The sequence below is a fragment of the Bacteroidetes bacterium SB0662_bin_6 genome, assembly GCA_009839485.1.
Lineage (GTDB): Bacteria > Bacteroidota > Rhodothermia > Rhodothermales > VXPQ01 > VXPQ01.
In genome coordinates, this window is record VXPQ01000032.1 from 206,958 (window position 1) to 229,246 (window position 22,289).

A 22,289-nucleotide genomic window follows, 5' to 3' on the forward strand; every position below is an offset into this window, starting at 1 on the left:
GTATTTCCGCGATCTTCTCCGGCGAATCCTCGCGATATCCGTCGTCAGGGCGTATCTTGCGTAGTATCTTTGCGTTGATATTTTTCGCTTCCTCCGAGTCCGCCATGCCCGGCAAACCGCTACCTGTGAAAAAGAAGAATGAGCGCACGCTCAATTTCTGGGAGCGTCTGTATCTCCCGGAAGTGTTCAAGGGCCTTGGGTACAGCTTTCGCAAAATGCAGCAGCCAAGCTATACCCTCCAGTACCCGGAAGAGCAATGGTATCCCCCCGACAGTTATCGGGGCCGTCCGGTGCTGGTCGAGGAAGAGGGCCGTCCCCGTTGCGTTTCCTGCAACCTGTGCGCACGAGCTTGTCCCCCGATGGCTATTGCCATGCAATCGCGCGAAATGGAGGGGGCCAAGGAGCGGGAACCGGAGTGGTTCGAGATCAACATGCTCCGGTGCATCTACTGCGGGTACTGCGAGGAAGTCTGCCCGGAAGAAGCCATCGTCATGTCGAAAGAATACGATCTGACCTTCCAGAGTCGGGAGGAAGCCGTATTTGGTCTGGAACGACTGCTTATGCCGGCAGAACGTCTCAAGGACCGGTTCGATTGGCTCGAGGCCTACAAGGACCGGCAGTTCGGAGAACAATGGGATTTCCGGCGGGAAAACAACGTGCACAGTCTCAGGGACCGTGCTTTTCTTGCATCGCTGGCGCAGGAAATCCACGCTGATACAGAGGCTCCGACCGAGCCGTTGCCCGATACGGAATGACCAACGCCTCCGACGTTCCCCGAACCGCCGGGGTACGCCAGGCATTGCTGGATCAACTGGCGTATCTGATCGACGAAACCGCCGTGTTGCGGGAGCATGTCGGACGCATTCCGGAAAGCGTTCTGAAAGGGCGGCCGATAGAAAGCGAGCTCTCCTTCCTGGAAATGTATGTGTCGCTGTACCTTTTTGACCAAAAGGTATATTCTCCGGCGGTTGCCCGTCTCGCGGAAGGGAAGGATGTTTCCCTCGATGTCCCCGGGGAAAGAGAGATGCTTGACGACGCAGCGCCGGAACACACGGAAATAGAGGCCGTGCTCGATCATATCAGCACGGCCCGTACAGGGTTGGCGACCTTATTTTCCGGGCTCGATGTACATGCGTGGCGGACCCCGGTGACAATCAATGGCGCCGTCACGGACGTGTTTGGTCTGGCCCATCATGTCATCCGACACGATGTCGATCTTCTGCGCAGGGCAGCGACCCGGCTTCACGAAAGCAGACTCACTTCGCGCAGGGAGGACATTCCAAAATAATACGGCGCAGCGCGGGTTCTAAAAAACCTGCGCTCGGTGTAACGATTACGGAAAAACTCCGTTTAATGGATATAAAGGTCCGGAGCAAAAACGAGAATCCGTACCTTACCAGCCCTTTGCGTCGAGAAATACTTGCATAGCTCCCGGGAACATGGCCGCACGCGAAAAAACATACAATGACATCGCCTCGGCATTCCGGCAGGGAAACTTCAAACCGCTCTATTTTTTCTACGGCGAGGAGCGGTTTCTTATCGACGAATTGCAGGAGGTCCTGCTGGCGAATGCGCTCGCCCCGCACGAACGAGACTTTAATCTCGATATCGTGTACGGCCCCGATACGGATGCACAGCATGTGCTGGCACTGTGTGCGTCCTTCCCGGTAATGAGTGAACGGCGTGTCGTGATCGTACGCGACTTTGAAAAACTGAAGGACAACCGCCTGTTCAAAGAGTATGCGCAGCGTCCGAATCCGGCGGCGGTGGTCGCACTCGTATGCAACTCGAAACCGGACCGCTCAAGGCATCCCTACCGGGCCCTTCGGGAGCACGCCGTTGCGATGGAAAGCAAACCGCTCTACAGCAATCAGATGCCCGGCTGGATCAAGGAGCGCGCAGCAAAGCAGGGATACGATATGACGCCGGAGGCCATACATATGCTGGCCGACTATGCGGGCGCCGATCTCGGGACGGTGGTCCGCGAGATGGAAAAACTTGAAACCTATGCGGCCGGACGAGAGACCATTACAGCGGACGATGTTGTTCGCGCGGGTGGACATAGTCGGAGTGTCAATGTCTTCGAATTGCAGAAGGCAATAGGCGAGCAGCGCGGCAGAGATGCGTTTCACATTATGGAACGAATGTTGCCGCGTGCATCCAATGTGCGCGGAGAAGCACTCATGATCATTGCCGTCCTGAACGCTTATTTCACGAAGCTCTGGAAACTCAGCGCCTGCGAATCGTCCATGTCAAACAAGGAAATGGCACGCCATATTGGCATATCGCCATTTTTCCTCAAGGAATACCTGACAAGCCTCCGCCGATACAAGGCGCCGGCGATCCGGAATACGTTCCCCGTATTGCTGGCAGCGGATTACGAACTGAAGGGAGGAGCCGCGCGGAGCGAACGTCTGGTGATGACATTAATGCTTCGCAAAATACTACCGCCCCCCTTATGACCACATTGCCTTGTTTACCGCACAATAAGAATGGGGGACCGTACGTTCCCGATCTTGTGCGATAGATGTCAGCATACACCCAGGATGTACGCCCATGCAGAACACTCATGTCATAAAGCGCCGCCATACGACCCGGAAGAACACGAACCCGAATACGCGGTATCTGGATGCGCTCAGTCCGATGAGCGACGAGGACCTGATGTCACATTTTCAGGCAGGAACCGTAGAGGCATTCGACATTCTGGTAAGCCGGTACAAGGATCCGCTCACCAATTATATCTACCGGTTCCTCGGCGATATGAAGGAATGCGAGGACCTTCTTCAGGAAACATTTCTGAGGGTCTACCGCAACAGGCACTCCTACCGACGGATCGCCCGCTTTTCGACATGGCTCTACACGATTGCCGGAAATCTGGCGCGGTCGGAATACCGTAAGCGCAAACGGCGCCGGATATCTTCTCTTCAGTCGGTCAACAAGAACGACGAAGAGTACGAGATGGAAGTACCGGATGAAACCTTCTCTCCGGACAAGGACACGGAAAGTTCGATCCAGGATTTCTACATCCAGGACGCGTTGACGAAAATTCCTGAGGAGTTTCGTGAAGTAGTCGTGCTGCGGGACGTGCAGCAACTGTCGTACGAGGAAATCGCGGAGATCACGGGATTGCCCATGGGAACGGTGAAAAGCAGAATTAATCGCGGCAGAACGAAACTTCAGATACTTCTGAAGGATATCTACTTTGTACAGGAGGAATAACTTCGCCTCGCAGTGCTTGCACGAATAAGGCTGGCGCAGGGTGTAATGAAAAGCCCTTTTTCCCCGGATCCGGGAGCAGCCTTATGCGTCACATAACACGGTGACCGGTACAGCCTGTCCGGAGCAAGTATCCTTCTTCCGCAAGTTTTCCACCCGTAGTCGGAATCGGATTAGTTTGCCTATGCCTAACGGGTACAGCGATTCGAAACCATACGACGCCTCGAACCTTGAGGACGAGTTTCTCTGCGAATACGTGGATGGAACCATGGATCCTCTCGTTCGCCATGTGTTCGAGGAGTATGTGCGCGCCAATCCGGGCATGGAGGAGCATATCGAGCGCCTCAGGCGCACGCGTCGGCTTCTGTGTCGTTACGCTTGTCGTTGCCGGGCGCCGAGTGATCTGCACGATCGGCTCCGCAATTTCATTCCCGCCGAATCGTCCCGCCCCAGTGTTCCTTCCCCTGTCGTTTCCGGGGAAGAAGCGAAGGGGACCGTAGCATCGTCCTACGCCGTGACGGTGATATTAATGCTGGGGCTTGTTCTGGGAGCATCAGGAGTGCAATCCGGGAACGGTCGAATGCCCTCTTCCGCTATGGCCGGATCCCACCATGTGCAGCACGCCTCGTCCCTTCCCTATACAGGCGAAATGATGCGTCGATCTTCATACTCGTCTGTGATTCACCCCCTGCCCCATTCTCCGCGCCGCCACCACGCACGATCCATCGTAACCGCCGGCATCAAGCGCGAACTTCGGACCCGACCAACCCCTGCCGGCTCCATGGTTGCCGAGGTGGTATTTCCCTGACAGGATACTCCGATAGTGGTTTCGGAACGGGATGCCCTTCCCTGCGTGCAACGCCATACTCTGTACTTGGGGCCCTTAGCTCAGGGGTTCAGAGCGCTCGCCTCACACGCGAGAGGTCACTGGTTCAAATCCAGTAGGGCCCACATACCTTTTCGTAGAAAAAACATGTCTTTCCTGCCGACATTGCGGCCGGTACCCTGACGAGCACATGTCGGAAACGCTGAACGAGCAGCAACAGCGCCGCCGCGAAGAACTGCATGCGCTTCGTGAAGCGGGCATTGATCCGTATCCGTATGCGTGGGAGGTCACCCACGAGACCGCGCACATCGTCGACACGTTCGACGATAACCTGCATCAACCCGGTGAAGACCGCCCCCCTCGGGATCAATACGATGTAGCCATCGCCGGCCGCATCATGTCGCTCCGTGTCATGGGCAAAGCCGCTTTCCTCGACGTGCAGGACGAGTCCGGCTCCATTCAGGTCTATGTGCGCCGCGACGATCTTGCTGAGGGATATTATCGCGATGTCATCCGCAGCCTGCTCGATATCGGGGATATTGTCGGCGTCAGGGGATTTGCTTTCCGGACACGCATGGGCGAGATCAGCGTGCATGCCGAGGAATTCAGAATTCTGTCGAAGTCGCTCCGCCCCCTTCCGGTAGTCAAGGAAACCGACGAAGGCATACATAACGAAGTCACGAATAAGGAATTCCGTTACCGCCAGCGGTATGTCGATCTGGTAGTCAACCCGGATGTGCGAAACGTTTTTCGCCAGCGGGCGCGCCTTATTTCCATCATGCGCCGCTTTCTGGACGACCGGGGGTATATCGAGGTGGAAACGCCTGTGCTCCAGCCCATATACGGAGGAGCGAGTGCGAGGCCCTTCACTACACACCACAATGCGCTCGATATGACGCTCTATCTCCGCATTGCGGACGAGCTGTATCTGAAGCGGCTTCTGGTCGGTGGATTTACGGGGGTCTACGAGATTTCAAAAGATTTTCGCAACGAGGGACTCAGCCGCTTCCATAATCCGGAATTCACCATGATGGAGCTCTATGTCTCCTACAAGGATTATGAGTGGATGATGGAACTCGTTGAAGAGATGATCGAGCACATTGCGATGGAATTGCACGGCACGCCGTATGTGCAATCCGGCGAGCATACGATCTCCTTCCGCCGGCCCTGGAGACGCCTGCCGCTCTTCGAGGCCATTGCAGAGTATACCGGGCATCAACTGCGAGACAAAAACGCACAGGAAGTAGCGGATACCGCCCGGGAACTCGACCTCGAAGTGGATGAAAGCATGGGGACGGGCAAACTCATCGATCATATTTTCGGCGAGAAGGTAGAGCCACACCTTATCCAGCCCACCTTCATCACCGATTACCCCCTTGCACTGAGCCCGCTGGCAAAGCGCCACCGCAGCGAGGAAGGGCTTGTGGAGCGGTTTGAACTCATCTGCAATGCAAAAGAGATATGTAATGCATTCAGCGAACTGAACGACCCGATCGACCAGCGCAACCGCTTCGAGGATCAGGCCCGATTACTCGCAGGAGGCGACGAGGAAGCCATGCAGATAGACGAGGACTATCTTCGCGCGATGGAGTACGGCATGCCTCCTGCAGCCGGGCTGGGTGTGGGCATTGACCGCCTCACCATGCTGATGACGGGACAGGAATCGATCCGGGACGTCATTCTGTTTCCCCTGCTCCGACCGGAATCGGGCCAGGGAGAAGACGAAGTGCAGAAAAACCAGGACGAAGACCCTGTGACATAAAAGCGCGCATCATCCGGCGCTTTCGTGCACATTCCGGCGGGCAATGCGCACATTCCTCTTGAAACCGTCGAACTTGCTGCGCCGGACGGGACTTCTTCTGAAACGCCTCCGAAATTCTTCGAGGTCGATTTCTTCCCATGCAACCAGTTCCGTATCGGTAATGCCCGGACGAGGTGCGTAGCGCTCCTCATTCGAGGGCTTCTTGAACTTGTTCCAGGGACATACTTCCTGGCATATATCGCATCCGAATATCCAGTTTTCGAATCCGGGCTGGAGCGATGCCGGAACATCGTCTCCGCGATGTTCGATGGTCCAGTAGGAAATGCACCGGTTGGCGTCCACGGCATACGGACGATAGATGGCGTCCGTGGGGCAGGCATCGATGCATCGCGTGCACGAGCCGCAATAATCCTCCGCCGGGCTATCGTAGGCCAATGGAGTGTCTACGATGAGTTCCCCGATGAAAAACCAGGATCCGAGAGACCGGTTGATGAGATTGGTGTGCTTACCTATCCAACCCAATCCGCTGCGCTGTGCCCAGGCTTTTTCAAGCACCGGCGCAGAATCGACAAAAGCGCGCCCTTCGATACCCCCCGCTTCCCTGCCGAGCCATTCGAAAAGCGCATACAGCTTTTCCTTCATGACACGGTGATAATCTTCCCCCCAGGCATACCGGCTGATTTTACCGGCGGTCTTATGAGCAGGCGGATCCACCGGATAGTAGTAATTATGGAGAACGGAAACCACGCTGCGCGCCCCCTCTATCAGGCGACACGGATCGACGCGTTTTTCGAAATGATTCGTCATCCATTCCATGCCGGCATGGCGTCCCCCCAGAAGCCATCGCTCCAGCCGCTCCGAGTCCTCATCCAGTCGTTCGGCCTTTGCAATACCACAAGCGTCAAATCCCAGATCACGGGCACGCGCCTTGAGCGCACGACTCAGCGCTTCGGGGTTGATATGGCGTTCCGTCGACATGATGCAGGAAAAGGAGTCAGATACGCAGAGGGGCAGGTGGTGTCATAAAAAAAGCGGGCCCGCCTGATCGGCGGACCCGCTTTTCCGGCAGCGTCTTGCGATAATTCGCCTCCGGGGTATTGGTTACTCGTCGTAATACCCGACGCAAACACCAGGTATCGTGTCCACGCGGCGCGCTTGCTGCGCCCCTTCCTTCTTGGTCGTGCCCGGCAACAGGCCGCGCCCTTCCGTCTGGAAGCGACTTGCGGCCAAACCGTTTTCAGTGTAGAACTGCTCGACGATGCGAGCACGCTCCTCGGAAAGTTGCTGCGCATCGCGCTCACCCGGGGCGGCGTAGCCAACGACTTCTCCACAGAGATTGGGACACTGTCCGAAGATATCGGAGTTTTCCGCAAGCGCCGCGCTCGCTTCCTCGGTCAACATGCTTGAATTCCGGTCGAAGTAGGCCGCGTTCATCTCCGTGATGTCGTAGCATATGGCGGCGAGACACGGCAACGCGGTCAGCGTAATCGACTCTGTGTCCGTGCCGCCTTCGTTTTCTACCGTCGCCGTCACCGTGTAGGTGCCGCCCTCGGTATAGGTGTGCGACACTTCCGCGCCCGTTCCCGTGCTTCCGTCGCCGAAGTCCCAGCTATAGGTCGTAGACCCATCGCTCTCCGCACGAACGGTGAATGCAACCTCCTGAGGCTGACATACTTCGAAATGCGTATCGCTTGCATCGATGGCTACGATGGTCGGGGCTTCCACGACCTGAACGGAACACATCGCCGACACCGCGTCACGGCCATTGTCGACGGTAACCGTCACATCGTACATGCCGCCAGACGCGAAACTATGCGTGGCGGCCATGCCGGCAGCCATGCCGCCGTCTCCGAAATCCCAATTTATATTCACAGGCTGCGTGGCCTCGGGGTTCGTATCGACGGTAAAGGAACCTGCTTCGTTCGCGCCGAGAACACTCGGGCAACTCGATCCAAGAATCTCGACAGGCGTGAATGCACTTTCAAGGCTGATTCTGACCCCTACGGAAAGAGCACTCACTACCTCGAAGGCAAGAAAGCCGTCACTTCCTCCGTCCGTATTGTCAAACCCGTCATCCGGGAACGCCAGGTTGGAAATGTTTTCGATGACAATCGACGCACGATCGCTGACGACGAAATCAACACCGAAGCCCAGAGTCGGGCCGTACGTGGTGCTCGCCACGCTTGCCCCCGTGACATGCGCTCCGGCCGTCAGGAACGGCGCGATGCGCGACGACCCGCCATAACGGTACAGCGCCTGGAAGCTGGTGTATCCGCCGCCGGTGACGCCGCTGCCATTCCCGGGAGCTTCCGGGGTATACACGAGCGAAAGCGGATGATTGCTACGCTGGAGCGCCAGAGCCAGGCTGGCGTTCTGGTCAAACTGCCATCCGAACTCAATCGCGCCCGCATACGGCGTGCCGCAGCATTCGGAATCCCAACTGTCCAGATTGAAATTGAAGGGAGACTTTTCGGTGTCACCCAGATGCCACCCCAGACCCACCCGAGGCTTGACGAAAAAGGTGCCGTCCGCCCTGTAGTTCTGCGCGTGTACATCCGGTATGAGGAGGAGTGAAAACACTCCGACCAGTAAGGCGGAGCAAATGTTCTGCCACGAAACAGGCATAGTCGTCGTCAAAGGCATAGCGGATAAGGTCGGGATAGTTCGCGGATAATGTACGAAACGAATTGCGAAAATGCGCAACTTTCGCATGGAAGCGAAGGAGGCCCGAAAACAAGTGGTTTCCGGGCAAAAAACAGAGCAACACCCCAGTGTCTGTCCGCCTATTCGAGCCCGTTTACGTACTTCTCCAGTTTGCTCTTGGAATTGGCGGCCTTGTTTTTGTGAATAATGCCCTTGGAGGCCAGCCGATCCAGCGTATGTTTTACCTGAGAAAGCAGGGCCTGTCCTTCCTCCTTGTCGGTGGTTCCGCGCAGTTTGCGTATCATGGCCCGCATGGCGCCGCGGTGAACCCGATTGCGTTCACGGCGTTCGCTATCCTGACGGACCCGCTTGGCGGCTGACTTGTGCTGAGGCATATTGGTTCTGCACTGTTTGGATTTCGTTCGGCAGCGTATCTGCCGATCAGGTATCTGCCGGATGACACGGCAAACCCTGAAAAACGTTCGTAAAACGGGCGTTATAAGTTCTGACTGCCACCGGGTTCCATAGTTTTTAACCTCATAACGCCGGAGAGAGCGTTTCGGTAATGTTTTCGTTTCTGCAGGAATTTTTCAGAAGGGGCAAGGGGATATCGACCTTTGTGGTAATACGTGAAGGCACCGGCAAGCCGGCCCGGCAATACCGGATCGTTCCCCGCCGTATACTGCTGGTGCTTTCCGGGGGTGTGCTCGTCCTTTCCGTATCCCTGCTTGCCCTGTTGTTACTGTCCCCCCTGAACAGGTTGCTTCCGGAGTATGGACCAGCGGAAATACGCCAGAACGCCAGATTGAACGCACTGCGCATCAATGCATTGCAGGACTCTCTTGCGGCGCAGGAAGAGTATATGACCCGGCTCCGACAGGTCTTTCTCGGGCAGATCGATCCGGACACGGAAGACCCCGTAGCGTCGGAAACATCTTTGCCGAGGGAGGACTATGCCGCTCCGGCCCCTGGCGAGTTATCATCGAACTGGACCGATCACCAGCAACCGGCCATCACGATAGACCTGCTTACGGAAAACAACGATATCCCGGCGCGCATGGCGAACACCGGCCCTGTACGGTTTCCCAGCATCGTATGGCCGACATTAACTCCCGTGGACGGCTTCGTAACGCGCGGCTTCAATGCAAGCACAGGGCATTACGGGATAGACATTGCTGTGGAAGAAGGAACGGACATACGGTCGATCGGGGACGGATATGTGGTGATGGCGGACTGGACCCAGGAAGGAGGTTTCACCATCGCGATTCAGCATTCGGACGGCTATCTTTCGGTCTACAAACACAATCGGCATCTTTACAAGCGCATGGGAGACCGCGTACAGGCCCGGGACAACATCGCGGTAAGCGGAAACTCCGGCGAATTCACGACAGGTCCCCATTTGCACTTTGAACTCTGGCATAATGGTCTGGCACAAGATCCCAGTGCGTATCTTGTGGGTATATAGACCGACCATGGAGGCCATTCGCTCCCGTGCAGGGTTGTGCAACGGCCATACCGTCCAGCGCATCGTGCGCCGGAAAATCAGGCCGTAAACAAAGAGACATACTCAGAGACATACTACAATGGCCAGGCAGTCAAACGGCGCCGCTCCCCCAAAGGTGAGCATCATCAGCGAAGGGACGACCTTCGAAGGCACCCTCATATCGTCCAGTGACATGCGCATCAGCGGATGCGTCAAAGGATCCGTGGAAACCGCCGGCAAACTGGTGGTCCCGGAAAGCGGTTATATCGAAGGCAACGTCAAAGCGGCCTCGCTCGACATTGCCGGGCGCATCAAGGGCTCCATCAACGTGTCCGGCAACCTCCTGCTGAAGAGAACGGCCATCGTGGACGCCAACATCCAGCTCGGCCGCCTCATGGTGGAAGAAGGCGCCATATTCAATGGAGAATGCCGTACGGGGGACCGGATCATTGATACCAGCGAAATTCCGGCATCGCCGGAAGGAACCGGCAATTCCGAGCCTGCCCACGAATAATCCGCCCGGAAACCGTCCATGCCTGTTCCAAACGGCAACGATTCCGGCGATCCCCGCAGCCATTTCAGAGAAGCCGGGTCGCATCTCTCTCTGGCGCTGGAACCGGCGCTGACCCTTGTAATCTGGATAGTGATCGGCGTCCTGCTGGATCGATGGCTCGACACGACGCCATGGTTCGTGCTTGCAGGACTGTGCCTCGGGTTGATCTCGATGTGCATCCAACTGGTGCGCGGGGTGAAGAAAAGCGAATCCCGGGAAAAGAAGCGCCCGCCGCAGGCCTGAAAGGCCGACTCTGAATTCATTGCATATTGGCTTTTTCCCAGGCTCTTTTGCTGTACATTAGGCGTTTGAGAAAAAAGGGCATATTTCCTGGTCGGGATTTCCCCGCGTTCTCGGGAAAATCGTTCCGCGCCAATGGAAACGGAAGGATTGGGACTCGGTATCGGACTTGGTTGCCTGCTGGGCGTGTCATACGTGCTGATAAGCTTTTTATCGAATCGCATCGCACTGCAAAGCACCCGTAATCCAATGGCTGTCGTCATAGGCGCCATGCTGGTCCGCGTTGTGGTCACCCTGGGCCTGCTGGTCATCGCCTTGCGATGGCTGCCCGTGGCCCCGACAGGCTTGCTGGCAGGGTTTTTCGCGACGTTCCTCATAGGACTCGCGATCGAAATCCGGTTTTTCCACAGGAAGCAACCCCCGACGTCGTAGTTCCGGCCTGCGAAAAAAGGCCTTCTTATCGCACGATATGGCGCTGCACGAAAACATACGCTGCTTCCGGGTTATCCTGCTTCTTCTGGCAGGATGTGCGTTCCTTGCGCCCCCCCCGGCGTATGCCGCCGACGAGGGAGGAGAAATGGATGCCGTCGCTCACACGGCAGACGGCGTATATCTTGATTTCGCCCCGTTCGGCACGGTCGAACTCCCGCGCATTTTCCTGCGGAAAGACCCCTGGGGGCTGGATGTGTTTTCGTCCACCCGCTCCGCGCTGCTGTCGGAACGGTACGTGATCGAGCATGAAGAAGACGGACATGCGGAAGTCCTGCACGGCGAAGCCCTCCACGCCGCCATCGAGCACCACGAGCACCTCTACGCCAAGCCGCAACCGGTCCTGGGAAGCATGGTGCTGGACCTGTCCATCACGCGCCATCTTGTGTTCGGCCTGCTGGCCGCTCTGATTACGGTCGCCATCTTCGTCACGCTGGCCCGGCGCTACCGGCGCCCTGAAGACCGCGTTTCCGCACCGAGGGGCATCTTCCAGAACATGTTCGAAGCCCTTGTCGTCTTCGTACGCGATGAAATTGCTCAGCCATGCATCGGTCCCAAATACCGGCAATTCCTGCCGTTTCTGCTTACGGCATTCATGTTCATCCTGTGCTGTAACCTGATGGGCCTCGTGCCCTATGCAGGGGCCGCGACATCCAATATTTCGGTGACCCTCACGCTGGCCGCGTTCTCGTTCGTCGTAGGGCAGCGGCGAGGGTCCAGGGCATACTGGAAGCATATGTTCTGGCCGCCGGGCGTACCCTTGCCCGTCAAGTGTCTGCTCGCGCCGATCGAGTTGGTCAGCCTGTTCGCCAAGCATTTTGCGCTGGCGCTGCGGCTCTTCGCCAACATGATGTCCGGTTCCCTGCTCATCCTGAGCCTGATCGGCATCATTTTCACGATCAACGTGCTGTTCGGCAGCCTTACGGCTACCGTGGTGGCCCCCGTCGGGGTCGCGTTCACGTTGTTCATTTCGTTCATCAAGATCGCCGTGGCGTTCATACACGCTTTTGTGTTCACGCTGCTGTCGGCGATTTTCTTCGGCATGGCCGTAGAGGAGCATCACGAAGACGAAACGCATGCCGAGGAACAGCCGGCCCTTGCCGGGTAAATGCGGCAAGGGATTTGCCGGACAACCTCACCATCCGAACCTCTTTTTTCGAATCACCTGATCCAATACACGGAGAATTACCATGGACGCTATGGACGCTACTGCATTAGCTTATCTGGCCGCCGGCATCGGAGCCGGACTTGTCGCAATCGGGGCCGGCATCGGGCTGGGTCACATTGCCGGTCCTGCAATGGAAGGCTCGGCGCGGCAGCCTGAGGTCGCCGGCCATATACGGCTGACCATGATCATCGCCGCGGCGCTCCTCGAGGGCGTTGCGCTTTTCGGCATGATCATCTGCCTGCTGCTCTCCTTCAAGTGAGCTCTCATTCCCGGCGCCGGATTGCCGCCGCTCCTGCGGCGCATCCGGACGACATCCCTGGGACGTCAGGGAATAATCCACCATCGATTTGGCCATGGATATCATCTTAGCCCAGAGTCTTCTCGAGCCGAATGTGGGACTGATCTTCTACAAGGTCCTCGTGTTCGCACTGTTGCTGTTCGTGCTTGGCAAGTTCGCGTGGAAACCCATCGTGAGCGCATTGAGCGAACGCGAAGAAACCATTGACACGTCGATCAGGAAGGCCGAGCATGCGCTCGAAGAAGCCCGGAAGACCGGGGAGAAAAACGAAGAGGCCCGGCGCGCGGCGGAAGAGAACGCCCGACGCGTTATGCAAGATGCCCGCGCGGCGGCCGAGCGGGTGCGCACCGACGAACTGGAAAAGACGCGGGCCAGAATCCGGCAGATGCAGGAACAGGCGCAAGCCGAAATCGAGCGGGAGAAGCAACGCGCGCTGGATGAACTGCGGGATGAAGTGGCCGGCCTTGCTATTCACACCGCCGAGCAGATTCTCGAAGAGACACTTGACTCGCCCAGGCAGCGCAAACTGGTCGATCGCTTTATCGAGCAGCTTCCCAAAAATTGACCGGCGCCCCGAATGCCTCGGAGCTTTTTCATGCCCCTTTCCGGAAATCGCACCCTCCTCCTGCCCACCCTCGAAGCGAACGGACCATGGTAGTAGCCCGCAGATACGCACGTGCGCTGTACGAGGAAGCCGAGCGCGCCTCGAAGGTCGAACGCGTCGACGCAGACCTCGCGTTGGTCCGGGCGACCCTGGAGGAGTCGGAAGCGCTGGAGCAGCTTTTTCGGAATCCGATCGTTGCCCGCGAGAAAAAACATGCCGTCGTACGCGCACTGTTCGAAACGCGCCTGGACGATCTAACGCTGCGGTTTCTCGACATGCTTGTCGGCAGACAACGCGAAAGCCTGTTTGTCCGGATTGCACAGGCATGGCGGAGCCTGCATGACGAACGCCTCGGCATCGTGGAGGCCGAAGCCCGCGTCGCTTCGGAATTCAGTGAAGAGGAACGCGCCGGACTCACGGAAGCGCTCGAGCAATTGACCGGCAAGAAGATCCGGCTGAATGTCCGGAAGGACGCCGGACTGATCGGCGGGTTGGTCGTCCGCATCGGGGACACGGTGTACGACCGGAGCGTGCGCCACCAGCTTGAGGCGCTCCGCGACCGGGTGACCCTCCGGCCTCTTTCCATGAATTAACGGCGTGCACGCCTTGAGGGAACGGCCGGACATCGCTTGACGAGCATGCGCATGCGTAACCAGTGACGATAGAAACATTATGACCACGTCAGAAACATTATGACCACGTCAATTCGACCAGATGAAGTGACCTCGGTTCTGAAGAGCGCGTTCGGCGATCTGGAAACGGGGACCGATGTCTACGAAGTCGGGACCGTCCTGCAAACAGGGGACGGCATCGCGCGGCTTTACGGACTTTCGAATGTACAGGCCGGAGAGTTGATCACGTTTCCGGCGAGCGGAACCACCGGCATGGTGCTCAACCTCGAGGAGGACAACATCGGGGTCGTGCTGTTCGGCGAAGTCGATTCGGTCAGGGAGGGCGACGAAGCGCGCCGGACCCGCCGCATCGCGTCGATCAACGTCTCCGAAGGCATGCTGGGGCGCGTGATCGATCCGCTCGGCAACCCGATAGACGGGCGCGGCCCCATTGCGGGCGAACCCTTCGAAATGCCGCTGGAGCGCAAGGCCCCGGGCGTCATCTACAGGCAGCCAGTGAACGAGCCGCTCCAGACGGGCGTCAAGGCCATCGATTCGATGATCCCCATCGGGCGAGGGCAACGGGAACTCGTCATCGGGGACCGGCAGACCGGCAAGACCGCCGTACTGATCGACACGATCATCAATCAGAAATCGACCCAGGACACCGACAAGCCGGTTTTTTGCATCTACGTGGCCTGCGGGCAAAAAGCGTCCACCGTGGCCCATGTGATGCGGGCGCTCGAAGAGCACGACGCCATGGCCTATACTGTCATTGTGAATGCGCCTGCTTCTTCGCCGGCTCCGCTGCAGTTCATCGCCCCGTACGCCGGGGCCTGCATCGGGGAGTATTTCCGGGATACGGGCCGGCATTCCCTCGTGGTATACGACGATCTTTCCAAGCAGGCGGTCGCCTATCGGGAACTGTCGTTGCTGCTGCGCCGCCCGCCGGGGCGCGAGGCGTATCCGGGCGACGTGTTTTACCTGCACAGCCGCTTGCTGGAACGGGCCGCCAAGATCAACGAAACGAAGACGGTCGCAGTCCAGATGAACGATGTCCCCGAATCGCTGCAAGGAAAGGTGGAAGGAGGCGGCTCTCTGACCGCCCTGCCCGTCATCGAAACGCAGGCCGGGGACGTGGCCGCCTATATCCCAACGAATGTGATTTCCATCACGGACGGCCAGATCTATCTGGAAACGAACCTTTTCAACGCGGGGGTGCGTCCGGCCATCGATGTCGGGATTTCCGTATCCCGCGTGGGCGGCAACGCGCAAATCAAGGCGATGAAAAAGGTCGCGGGCACGCTGCGCATCGACCTCGCGCAGTACCGCGAATTGCAGGCCTTCGCCAAATTCGGGTCCGACCTGGATCCGGCCACCCAGCGCCAGTTGCTTCGCGGGGAACGCCTCGTCGAAATTCTGAAGCAGGGCCAGTATGCGCCCGTTCCGGTGGAAGAACAGGTGGCCGTAATATTCGTGGCGACGCAGGGATTGCTGGACGCGGTGCCGGTACACCGCCTGCGTGAACTGGAAACCGAATTCATCGGCAAGTTGCAGATACAGCACAAGGACCTGCTCGACGCCATCCGCGAAACGGGCGAGCTTACGGATGAACACCGGGAGGTGCTCTCCAGCGTGGCGAGCGATCTGGCGGACCTTTTCCGGGCGTAGCGCACGGACTGATTTGATTCATGGCCAATCTCCGGGACATACGAAACCGGATCGAGTCGATCCGCAATACGCAGCAGGTGACGCGCGCCATGAAGATGGTGGCGGCCGCCAAACTGCGGCGCGCGCAGGAACGCATATTCAGCACGCGCCCGTATGCATACCGGCTGGGGGCGGTCATCAGCCGCCTCAAGGAGCAGCTCGACGCCACGGAACACCCGTTGCTGCAGGAGCGCGAAGAGACCCGGAGCATCCTGTTTATCGTCGTGACGGCCGACCGCGGTCTGGCGGGCGCCTTCAACGCCAATATCGTCAAGGAAGCGGAACAGGCGATGGCGGCATACGAAGCCGTACGCAAGGCCGGCAACCTGCATGTGCTGGCCGCGGGCCGGAAAGGGCATGACCATTTCACCCGCAGGGGATATAAGATGGTCGGCGATTTTCGCGGGATCTTCGACCGGATCGAGGTGGACACGGCCCGGAAAATCGTCGAACAGGCCGTGGACGGGTATCTGAACGGTTCCTGGGACGAGGTGAAGATCGTTTACAACGAATTCCGGAACACCATCGCCCAGAACCGGGTCGTCGAACCGTTTCTGCCGATCCCGAAGAAGCAGTTCCTGACGCCGATCATGGAGGCCCGAGGCAAAGGAGACGCTCAGGCGGACAGCGACCGCACCGCCGGCGATTCCATCTTCGAGCCGGAAGCGGAATCCGTCCTGCACGAGTTGTTGCCGAGATACCTGCACTACCAGGTATGGCGCGTGCTGCTCGAATCGAATGCGGCGGAACAGGGCGCCCGCATGGTGGCCATGGACAATGCGACCTCCAATGCGGAAGAGTTCCTGCGCAACCTGAAGCTGAAGTACAACCGGGCGCGCCAATCCGCGATCACCACGGAGATCATCGAGATCGTTTCGGGAGCCAACGCCCTGGAAGCCGGATAGAATCCGCATCGCAGGGCATCGAACCTCGCAATTCTTCCGGCGTTAGCAGGGATCCTGAAATGCAAACGAAACGTGCGCCGGGATGCGTCCCGCAAGCGCAACGGGAGAGGTGGCCGAGCGGCTGAAGGCGCTCCCCTGCTAAGGGAGTATACGGCGACCCCGTATCGTGGGTTCGAATCCCACCCTCTCCGCATAGGATTTCAATACATAATGTATACCCCTCCCCATGCCCAACCCAGGATATATTCTCGCCCTCGACCAGGGCACAACCAGCTCTCGGGCCATCCTTTTCGACCATAGCGGCGCCATCCGGGGCGTTGCGCAACGCGAGTTCCGGCAGATCTTCCCGCAGCCCGGCTGGGTCGAGCACGACCCGGAAGAGATATGGTCTTCCCAGGCAGGCGTAGCCGCCGAAGTGCTGGCGGAAGCGAACCTTTCCGCCTCCGACGTGGCCGCCATCGGCATTACGAACCAGCGGGAAACGACCGTTGTCTGGGACCGCCGCACCGGCAAGCCGATCCACAATGCCATCGTATGGCAGGACCGCCGCACCGCAGGCATGTGCGACCGGCTGCGGGAAGCCGGACGCGCCGACTTTATCCGCTCCCGGACCGGCCTGGTCCTCGACGCCTACTTCTCCGGCACCAAAGTCCGCTGGATGCTCGATAACGTGGAGGGCGCCCGGGAACGGGCGGAGCGGGGCGAGCTGGCCTTCGGCACCGTGGATTCCTGGTTGATCTGGAACATGACCTCGGGCCGCGTGCATGTCACCGACGCCACGAACGCCTCGCGGACCCTGCTCTATAATATCCATACGAACGAGTGGGACGACGAACTGCTGGACATCTTCGGCGTGCCGCGCAGCGTGTTGCCGGAGGTCCGCTCGTCGAGCGAGGAGTATGCAAAAACCTCGGAGGACACGTTCATGCCGAACGTCCCCATCGCGGGCATCGCCGGGGATCAGCAGGCGGCCCTTTTCGGGCAGGTATGCACCACGCCGGGCATGGTCAAGAATACGTACGGCACCGGGTGCTTCCTCTTGATGCAGACGGGCGAGGAAGCGGTGCAATCGAACAACAATCTCCTCACCACCATTGCCTGGCGGATCGGCGACCGGACTCAGTATGCGCTGGAGGGCAGCGTGTTCATCGCGGGCGCCGTCGTACAGTGGCTGCGGGACGGCCTTGGCATCATCCAGGCTTCGTCGGATGTGGAAGACCTCGCGCGTTCCGTGCCCGACAACGGAGGCGTGTATTTCGTGCCGGCATTCACCGGACTGGGCGCCCCGCACTGGGATCCGTATGCACGCGGAACCATCACGGGATTGACGCGCGGCGCTACCGCCGGACACATCGCCCGCGCCGCGCTGGAAAGCATCGCCTTCCAGACGGCGGACCTGATCCGGGCAATGGAAGCGGACGCGGCGCTGCGCCTTACCGAACTGCGCGTCGACGGCGGGGCCACGGCCAATAATCTGCTCATGCAATTCCAGGCCGACCTGCTGGGCGTCCCCGCGGTACGCCCCCGCATCGCCGAAACGACCGCGCTGGGGGCCGCCTATCTCGCCGGTCTTGCGGTGGGATTCTGGGCGGACCAGGAGGAAATTTCCACGCAATGGCAGGTGGATCGACGTTTCGAACCCGCCATGGAACGTGACCTTGCCGAAGGCCTGCTCGGGCAATGGCGGCGCGCTCTCGAACGCGCCGCAGGCTGGGAAACCTCTTCCTGAGGATGCCTTTCTGCTCTCCCGTCTGTACTTTAGGATATTCTGATCAAAACCGCTTCGATCAGCGCTTCGCTTCCGCACACCATCCCCCCTTGCGTCCATGACCCCCTTTTTTGCAGAAATCATCGGAACCGCCTTGCTGATTCTGCTGGGCGACGGCGTCGTAGCGAACGTCCTGCTCAAAGGAACCAAGGGCCAGAGCTCCGGCTGGATCGTCATCACCTTCGGGTGGGGTATGGCCGTGTTTGCGGCCGTATTCTGCGTCGCCGCCTTTTCCGGCGCACATATCAACCCCGCGGTAACCCTTGGCCTGGCCATAGCCGGCAAATTCGCCTGGGCGGCAGTGCCTTCCTACCTGATCGCGCAATTTATCGGCGGTGCGCTGGGCGCCTTCCTGACCTGGCTGCATTACCGCCCGCATTTTTTGAATACCGAAGACGGAGACCTGAAGCTGGGCGTTTTCTGCACCGCCCCGGAAATCCGGAGCACCGGAGCGAATTTCATTTCCGAGGTCATCGGCACGTTCGTGCTCGTTTTCGGCGTACTGTATATTGCGGCGCCTGAAGTGGGTCTGGGCGCCCTGGACGCCCTGCCGGTGGGACTGCTTGTGCTGGCCATTGGCCTGTCCCTCGGCGGAACGACCGGATACGCGATCAACCCGGCCCGTGACCTGAGCCCGCGCATCATGCATGCCCTCCTTCCTCTCGGAAAAGGCAAGCGGGACAGCGACTGGGGCTATGCATGGATCCCGGTAATCGGTCCGTTTGCAGGCGCCGCACTCGCTGCCCTGGCCTATGGCGTACTGAGCGCATAGGCCCGCGCACATCATCCACTCCCGGCGCTGCCGCCTGCTCAGGAACCGGAGGGAACGGCAACTTGTAATGTATTGGTTTGCCGGGAAATGATCGAACGGCTCCCGGGAGGGGTGGCAGAGCGGACGAATGCACCGGTCTTGAAAACCGGCGTACCCTCGCGGGTACCGGGGGTTCGAATCCCTCCCCCTCCGCGTTCCTTGCCGCCGCGCGCCGGTTTCCGGAGCGCGTATCTTTTTTCCACAGCGGCGACTGCAACACCGGAGCTTAATTTCCGTAACGACACGTTAGGCCCGGCGTTTTGCACTGCGATTCCGCCCCGGGAACACAGAAACATCCTCATACGGAACATCCCGAAATTCAGTCCGGGACAGAAATCATGTATATGGTGAACCATGCCGGTCGTTCTCGCCGGATGCTGCTTTTCGCTCTCCTGCTTGCGTCGGGTATGTTTCTGCTTGCGCCGGGCGGGGTACGCCACGCCCATGCGCAAGAGGCCCGCGTCATCACCTTCGACGAGGCCCTCCGGATTGCGCTCGACCGGAATGTCCAGGTACAACAGTCCGGAAACAACATCGAACTGAGCGCGCGGGATGTGTTTCAGCGGCGGATGGATTTTCTGCCCTCTTTCTCGATGTCCACGAGCGGATCACGGGGATCCGGGTTTGCGCAGGACCAGGCGGGACGCAATATCCAGTTCACGAGCCAGAACCTGAACGGATCGGTTTCGGGGCAAATCAACCTGTTCGACGGATTTGCGAATATAGCGTCGCTCCGGCAATCGCAACACACCCTGCATGCCAGTCAGCTCGCGTATGATCAGACCCGGCAAACCGTGGCGTTCGATGTGGCCAACAATTTTCTCTTCTATGTAAACGGAGGCCAGTTAGTCGTTATCCAGCAGGAGAATCTGGAATCCCAGCGTCAACTCCTGACCCAGATCGAGGAATTCGTCAACGTCGGGTCGCGGCCCATCTCCGACCTGTACCAGCAGCAGGCGGCCACGGCGCAAGCCGAACTGGATGTGCTTACCGCCGAGCGGGATGCGGAACTCAGCAAGGCCCGGCTTATTCAGGCCCTGCAACTCGACCCGCGGGACGAGTACGAGTTCGTGGCGCCGCGGTACGAAGACATACCCGTCGTTCCCCAGGATTACGACCTGCAGGAACTCTTCGATATCGCGTTCGCATCCCGCGACGATCTGGCGGCGCAGGAAGCGCGCATCCGTGCGGCGCAGCAGGGCATACGCCTTGCAAAATCCGTGTACTGGCCGCGAGTGGATTTTGGCGGCAGTTACCGTTCGAATTACTCGCCGAACGACCCCATGGACAGGTCCTTCGCGAATCAGCTCGAAGGCAACCGGGGCAACTCACTCGGTTTCAGCATCAGTTATCCCCTTTTCAACAATTTTTCCCGCGGGACCCAGGTTCAGCAGGCCGAAGTGCAATACCGGAACGCCATGCTGGAAATGGAAAGCCTGAGGCAAAACGCAGCCTTGCAGGTAAGACAGGGGTATCTTGAATACGAAGCGGCCCGGAAGAGCCTCGAAGTGTCCGAAACCCAGGTGCTTGCCGCCGAACGGGCGCTTGAAGCCTCACAGAACCGGTACAACGTAGGCGCCGGTACGCTTGTGGAACTCTCGCAGGCGCGGGCCCAGTATGTCACCGCCGTAAGCAACCGGGTGCAGGCGCAGTACAATTTCCTGTTCCAGAGCAAACTGGTCGACTTCTTTGTAGGCCGTCTGGACCTTTCGACGCCGTTGTTCGACTGATTTCGTACCAGGGCGCCCGGTAAACGCACTTTTTCAAACACCTTCCACTGTTCAGAGACATGTCGAAAAAATCCAGCGCTACGAAACGCCTTTTGTGGATACTGGGCGGATTGCTGATCCTGCTTGTGGCGTTCGCCGTCGTGGGGCGCGTCACGGGAATGTTCGGTTCGGGAAATTCCGGGACGTTCGTCGAAACGGACGAGGCCGAAACCCGCAGCATTACGCAGATCGTCACGGCTTCCGGCAAGGTGCAGCCCGAGGTGGAAGTGATCATCAGTCCGGATGTCTCCGGCGAGATCATCGAACTTCCTATCAAGGAAGGCGACACCGTGCAACGGGGCATGCTCCTTGCCCGGATAAAACCCGACTTTTACGCTACGCAGGTCGAGCAGGCGCGGGCGGGCGTATTGCAGGCCAAGGCCTCCATGGCCCAACGCGAGGCCGATCTGCTGGAAGCCGAATCGGACCGCACGCGCCAGCGGGATTTGTTTGAACGCGCCGCAATCGCCAGGAGCATCCTCGAACAGGCGGAAACACGGTACGATGTGGCCGAAGCCGGGCTGGAGGGCGCCAAATATGCGGTCGAAAGCGCGGAAGCGCGCCTGCGAGAAGCCGAAGAGCAGGTTCGCAAAACAGCCATCTACAGTCCCATGTCGGGCACGATCAGTACACTCCTGGTGGAACTCGGCGAACGCGTTGTCGGGACCAGCCAGATGGCCGGTACCGAAATGATGCGGGTGGCCCGCCTCGATCATATGGAAGTCGAAGTCGAGGTGAACGAGAACGAGATCGTCAATGTGGCGCTGGGCGACACCGCGTCCATCGAAGTCGATGCATACCCCAACCGCAATTTTCGGGGCGTCGTAACCGAAATCGCCAACTCCGCGCGCACGACCGCAGCCGGAACGCAGGAGCAGGTCACCGAATTTCCGGTCAAGGTGCGCATCCTGGACGCCCACAACATCCAGGCAGGGTATTCCGGCGAACAGCGTGTGATTGCACAGGACGAAGTGCCTGCTCCCGTCAGCGATGCGCCGCTTTTCCGGCCCGGCATGAGCGCTACCGTCGATGTCTTTACGGAAACGGTCGTCGATGTGGTCGCCGTCCCGATTCAGGCCGTGACCGTACGCGATTTATCCAATATATCCCTGGAGGACGCCAACGGCGATGCGGAAACGGAGGAAGAGAATGGAGGAGAGGCCGCTTCGGATTCTTCCCGGATCGGCCCAGCGAAGGAAGAATTAAGCAGGGTGGTGTTCGTCGTAGTGGACGGTACAGCCCGGATCGTCGAAGTAGAAACAGGCATATCCGATGACACGCACATCGAGGTGGCCACGGGACTCGCGGTCGGCGACCAGGTCGTTACGGGTCCGTACAGCGCCGTCAGCCGCACGCTGAACCACAGGGATCAGATACGTATCCGGGAGGACGATACGCCCGATTTCTCCAGAGCCGGTTCGTAGCCTTGCTTC

23 protein-coding genes and 3 tRNA genes are annotated in these 22,289 nt (G+C 59.0%); 23 read left to right on the forward strand and 3 right to left on the reverse strand.

Annotated features, from left to right (window positions below):
- Positions 1-104: 104 nt before the first annotated feature.
- From F4Y00_05705 to lysS, 7 genes are all read left to right on the forward strand, one after another.
- Positions 105-755, forward strand: coding sequence for an NADH-quinone oxidoreductase subunit I (locus F4Y00_05705; protein MYE04451.1), 651 nt, complete (start codon positions 105-107; stop codon positions 753-755).
- Positions 752-1,288, forward strand: a complete 537-nt coding sequence (locus tag F4Y00_05710; GenBank protein ID MYE04452.1) for a hypothetical protein — start codon at positions 752-754, stop codon at positions 1,286-1,288. The genes F4Y00_05705 and F4Y00_05710 overlap by 4 nt, the downstream gene beginning before the upstream one ends.
- Before the next feature lie 151 nt (positions 1,289-1,439).
- Positions 1,440-2,462 carry a DNA polymerase III subunit delta gene (holA, locus tag F4Y00_05715; GenBank protein MYE04453.1) on the forward strand — a complete coding sequence of 341 codons (1,023 nt, stop codon included), beginning with the start codon at positions 1,440-1,442 and terminating at the stop codon, positions 2,460-2,462.
- Positions 2,463-2,556: 94 nt separating this feature from the next.
- Positions 2,557-3,219 carry a sigma-70 family RNA polymerase sigma factor gene (locus F4Y00_05720; protein ID MYE04454.1) on the forward strand — a complete coding sequence of 221 codons (663 nt, stop codon included), beginning with the start codon at positions 2,557-2,559 and terminating at the stop codon, positions 3,217-3,219.
- Positions 3,220-3,400: 181 nt separating this feature from the next.
- On the forward strand, positions 3,401-4,024 hold the full coding sequence (locus tag F4Y00_05725) for a hypothetical protein (GenBank protein MYE04455.1): 624 nt from the start codon (positions 3,401-3,403) through the stop codon (positions 4,022-4,024).
- Positions 4,025-4,093: 69 nt separating this feature from the next.
- Positions 4,094-4,167: transfer RNA gene (locus F4Y00_05730), tRNA-Val, on the forward strand.
- Positions 4,168-4,232: 65 nt separating this feature from the next.
- Positions 4,233-5,804 (forward strand): lysine--tRNA ligase, encoded by a 1,572-nt coding sequence (gene lysS, locus F4Y00_05735; protein ID MYE04456.1) that lies wholly within the window; start codon positions 4,233-4,235, stop codon positions 5,802-5,804.
- A gap of 9 nt (positions 5,805-5,813) precedes the next feature.
- On the opposite strand, the gene queG is transcribed toward lysS, so the two are convergent.
- From queG to F4Y00_05750, 3 genes are all read right to left on the reverse strand, one after another.
- On the reverse strand, positions 5,814-6,782 hold the full coding sequence (gene queG, locus F4Y00_05740) for a tRNA epoxyqueuosine(34) reductase QueG (protein MYE04457.1): 969 nt from the start codon (positions 6,780-6,782) through the stop codon (positions 5,814-5,816).
- 123 nt (positions 6,783-6,905) lie between these two features.
- Positions 6,906-8,516 (reverse strand): PKD domain-containing protein, encoded by a 1,611-nt coding sequence (locus F4Y00_05745; GenBank protein MYE04458.1) that lies wholly within the window; start codon positions 8,514-8,516, stop codon positions 6,906-6,908.
- Between the two features lie 71 nt (positions 8,517-8,587).
- Positions 8,588-8,842, reverse strand: coding sequence for a 30S ribosomal protein S20 (locus F4Y00_05750; GenBank protein MYE04459.1), 255 nt, complete (start codon positions 8,840-8,842; stop codon positions 8,588-8,590).
- A 287-nt stretch (positions 8,843-9,129) separates the two neighbouring features.
- On the opposite strand from F4Y00_05750, the gene F4Y00_05755 reads away from it, so the two are divergent.
- The 16 genes from F4Y00_05755 (at position 9,130) to F4Y00_05830 (ending at position 22,280) form a co-directional block, all read left to right on the forward strand.
- On the forward strand, positions 9,130-9,912 hold the full coding sequence (locus tag F4Y00_05755) for a peptidoglycan DD-metalloendopeptidase family protein (GenBank protein ID MYE04460.1): 783 nt from the start codon (positions 9,130-9,132) through the stop codon (positions 9,910-9,912).
- Between the two features lie 118 nt (positions 9,913-10,030).
- Positions 10,031-10,444 (forward strand): polymer-forming cytoskeletal protein, encoded by a 414-nt coding sequence (locus tag F4Y00_05760; GenBank protein ID MYE04461.1) that lies wholly within the window; start codon positions 10,031-10,033, stop codon positions 10,442-10,444.
- Between the two features lie 18 nt (positions 10,445-10,462).
- Positions 10,463-10,726, forward strand: coding sequence for an AtpZ/AtpI family protein (locus F4Y00_05765; protein MYE04462.1), 264 nt, complete (start codon positions 10,463-10,465; stop codon positions 10,724-10,726).
- 132 nt (positions 10,727-10,858) lie between these two features.
- Positions 10,859-11,155: a hypothetical protein gene (locus F4Y00_05770; GenBank protein ID MYE04463.1), complete on the forward strand. Its 297-nt coding sequence runs from the start codon at positions 10,859-10,861 to the stop codon at positions 11,153-11,155.
- A gap of 37 nt (positions 11,156-11,192) precedes the next feature.
- Positions 11,193-12,320, forward strand: coding sequence for a F0F1 ATP synthase subunit A (gene atpB, locus F4Y00_05775; GenBank protein ID MYE04464.1), 1,128 nt, complete (start codon positions 11,193-11,195; stop codon positions 12,318-12,320).
- 91 nt (positions 12,321-12,411) lie between these two features.
- Positions 12,412-12,639, forward strand: coding sequence for an ATP synthase F0 subunit C (atpE, locus tag F4Y00_05780; protein MYE04465.1), 228 nt, complete (start codon positions 12,412-12,414; stop codon positions 12,637-12,639).
- A 94-nt stretch (positions 12,640-12,733) separates the two neighbouring features.
- Positions 12,734-13,243, forward strand: coding sequence for a F0F1 ATP synthase subunit B (gene atpF, locus F4Y00_05785; protein ID MYE04466.1), 510 nt, complete (start codon positions 12,734-12,736; stop codon positions 13,241-13,243).
- Between the two features lie 86 nt (positions 13,244-13,329).
- Positions 13,330-13,875: an ATP synthase F1 subunit delta gene (gene atpH / locus F4Y00_05790; protein MYE04467.1), complete on the forward strand. Its 546-nt coding sequence runs from the start codon at positions 13,330-13,332 to the stop codon at positions 13,873-13,875.
- A gap of 99 nt (positions 13,876-13,974) precedes the next feature.
- On the forward strand, positions 13,975-15,564 hold the full coding sequence (locus tag F4Y00_05795; GenBank protein ID MYE04468.1) for a F0F1 ATP synthase subunit alpha: 1,590 nt from the start codon (positions 13,975-13,977) through the stop codon (positions 15,562-15,564).
- Between the two features lie 20 nt (positions 15,565-15,584).
- Positions 15,585-16,508: an ATP synthase F1 subunit gamma gene (gene atpG / locus F4Y00_05800; protein ID MYE04469.1), complete on the forward strand. Its 924-nt coding sequence runs from the start codon at positions 15,585-15,587 to the stop codon at positions 16,506-16,508.
- A gap of 103 nt (positions 16,509-16,611) precedes the next feature.
- A tRNA-Ser gene (locus tag F4Y00_05805) sits at positions 16,612-16,699 on the forward strand.
- Positions 16,700-16,734: 35 nt separating this feature from the next.
- A complete protein-coding gene (gene glpK, locus F4Y00_05810; protein MYE04470.1) occupies positions 16,735-18,237 on the forward strand; it encodes a glycerol kinase GlpK in 1,503 nt (500 codons plus the stop codon).
- 97 nt (positions 18,238-18,334) lie between these two features.
- On the forward strand, positions 18,335-19,048 hold the full coding sequence (locus F4Y00_05815; GenBank protein ID MYE04471.1) for an aquaporin family protein: 714 nt from the start codon (positions 18,335-18,337) through the stop codon (positions 19,046-19,048).
- Between the two features lie 105 nt (positions 19,049-19,153).
- A tRNA-Ser gene (locus F4Y00_05820) sits at positions 19,154-19,240 on the forward strand.
- Between the two features lie 185 nt (positions 19,241-19,425).
- A complete protein-coding gene (locus tag F4Y00_05825) occupies positions 19,426-20,817 on the forward strand; it encodes a TolC family protein (protein MYE04472.1) in 1,392 nt (463 codons plus the stop codon).
- Positions 20,818-20,876: 59 nt separating this feature from the next.
- Positions 20,877-22,280 (forward strand): efflux RND transporter periplasmic adaptor subunit, encoded by a 1,404-nt coding sequence (locus F4Y00_05830; GenBank protein MYE04473.1) that lies wholly within the window; start codon positions 20,877-20,879, stop codon positions 22,278-22,280.
- Positions 22,281-22,289 lie beyond the last annotated feature (9 nt).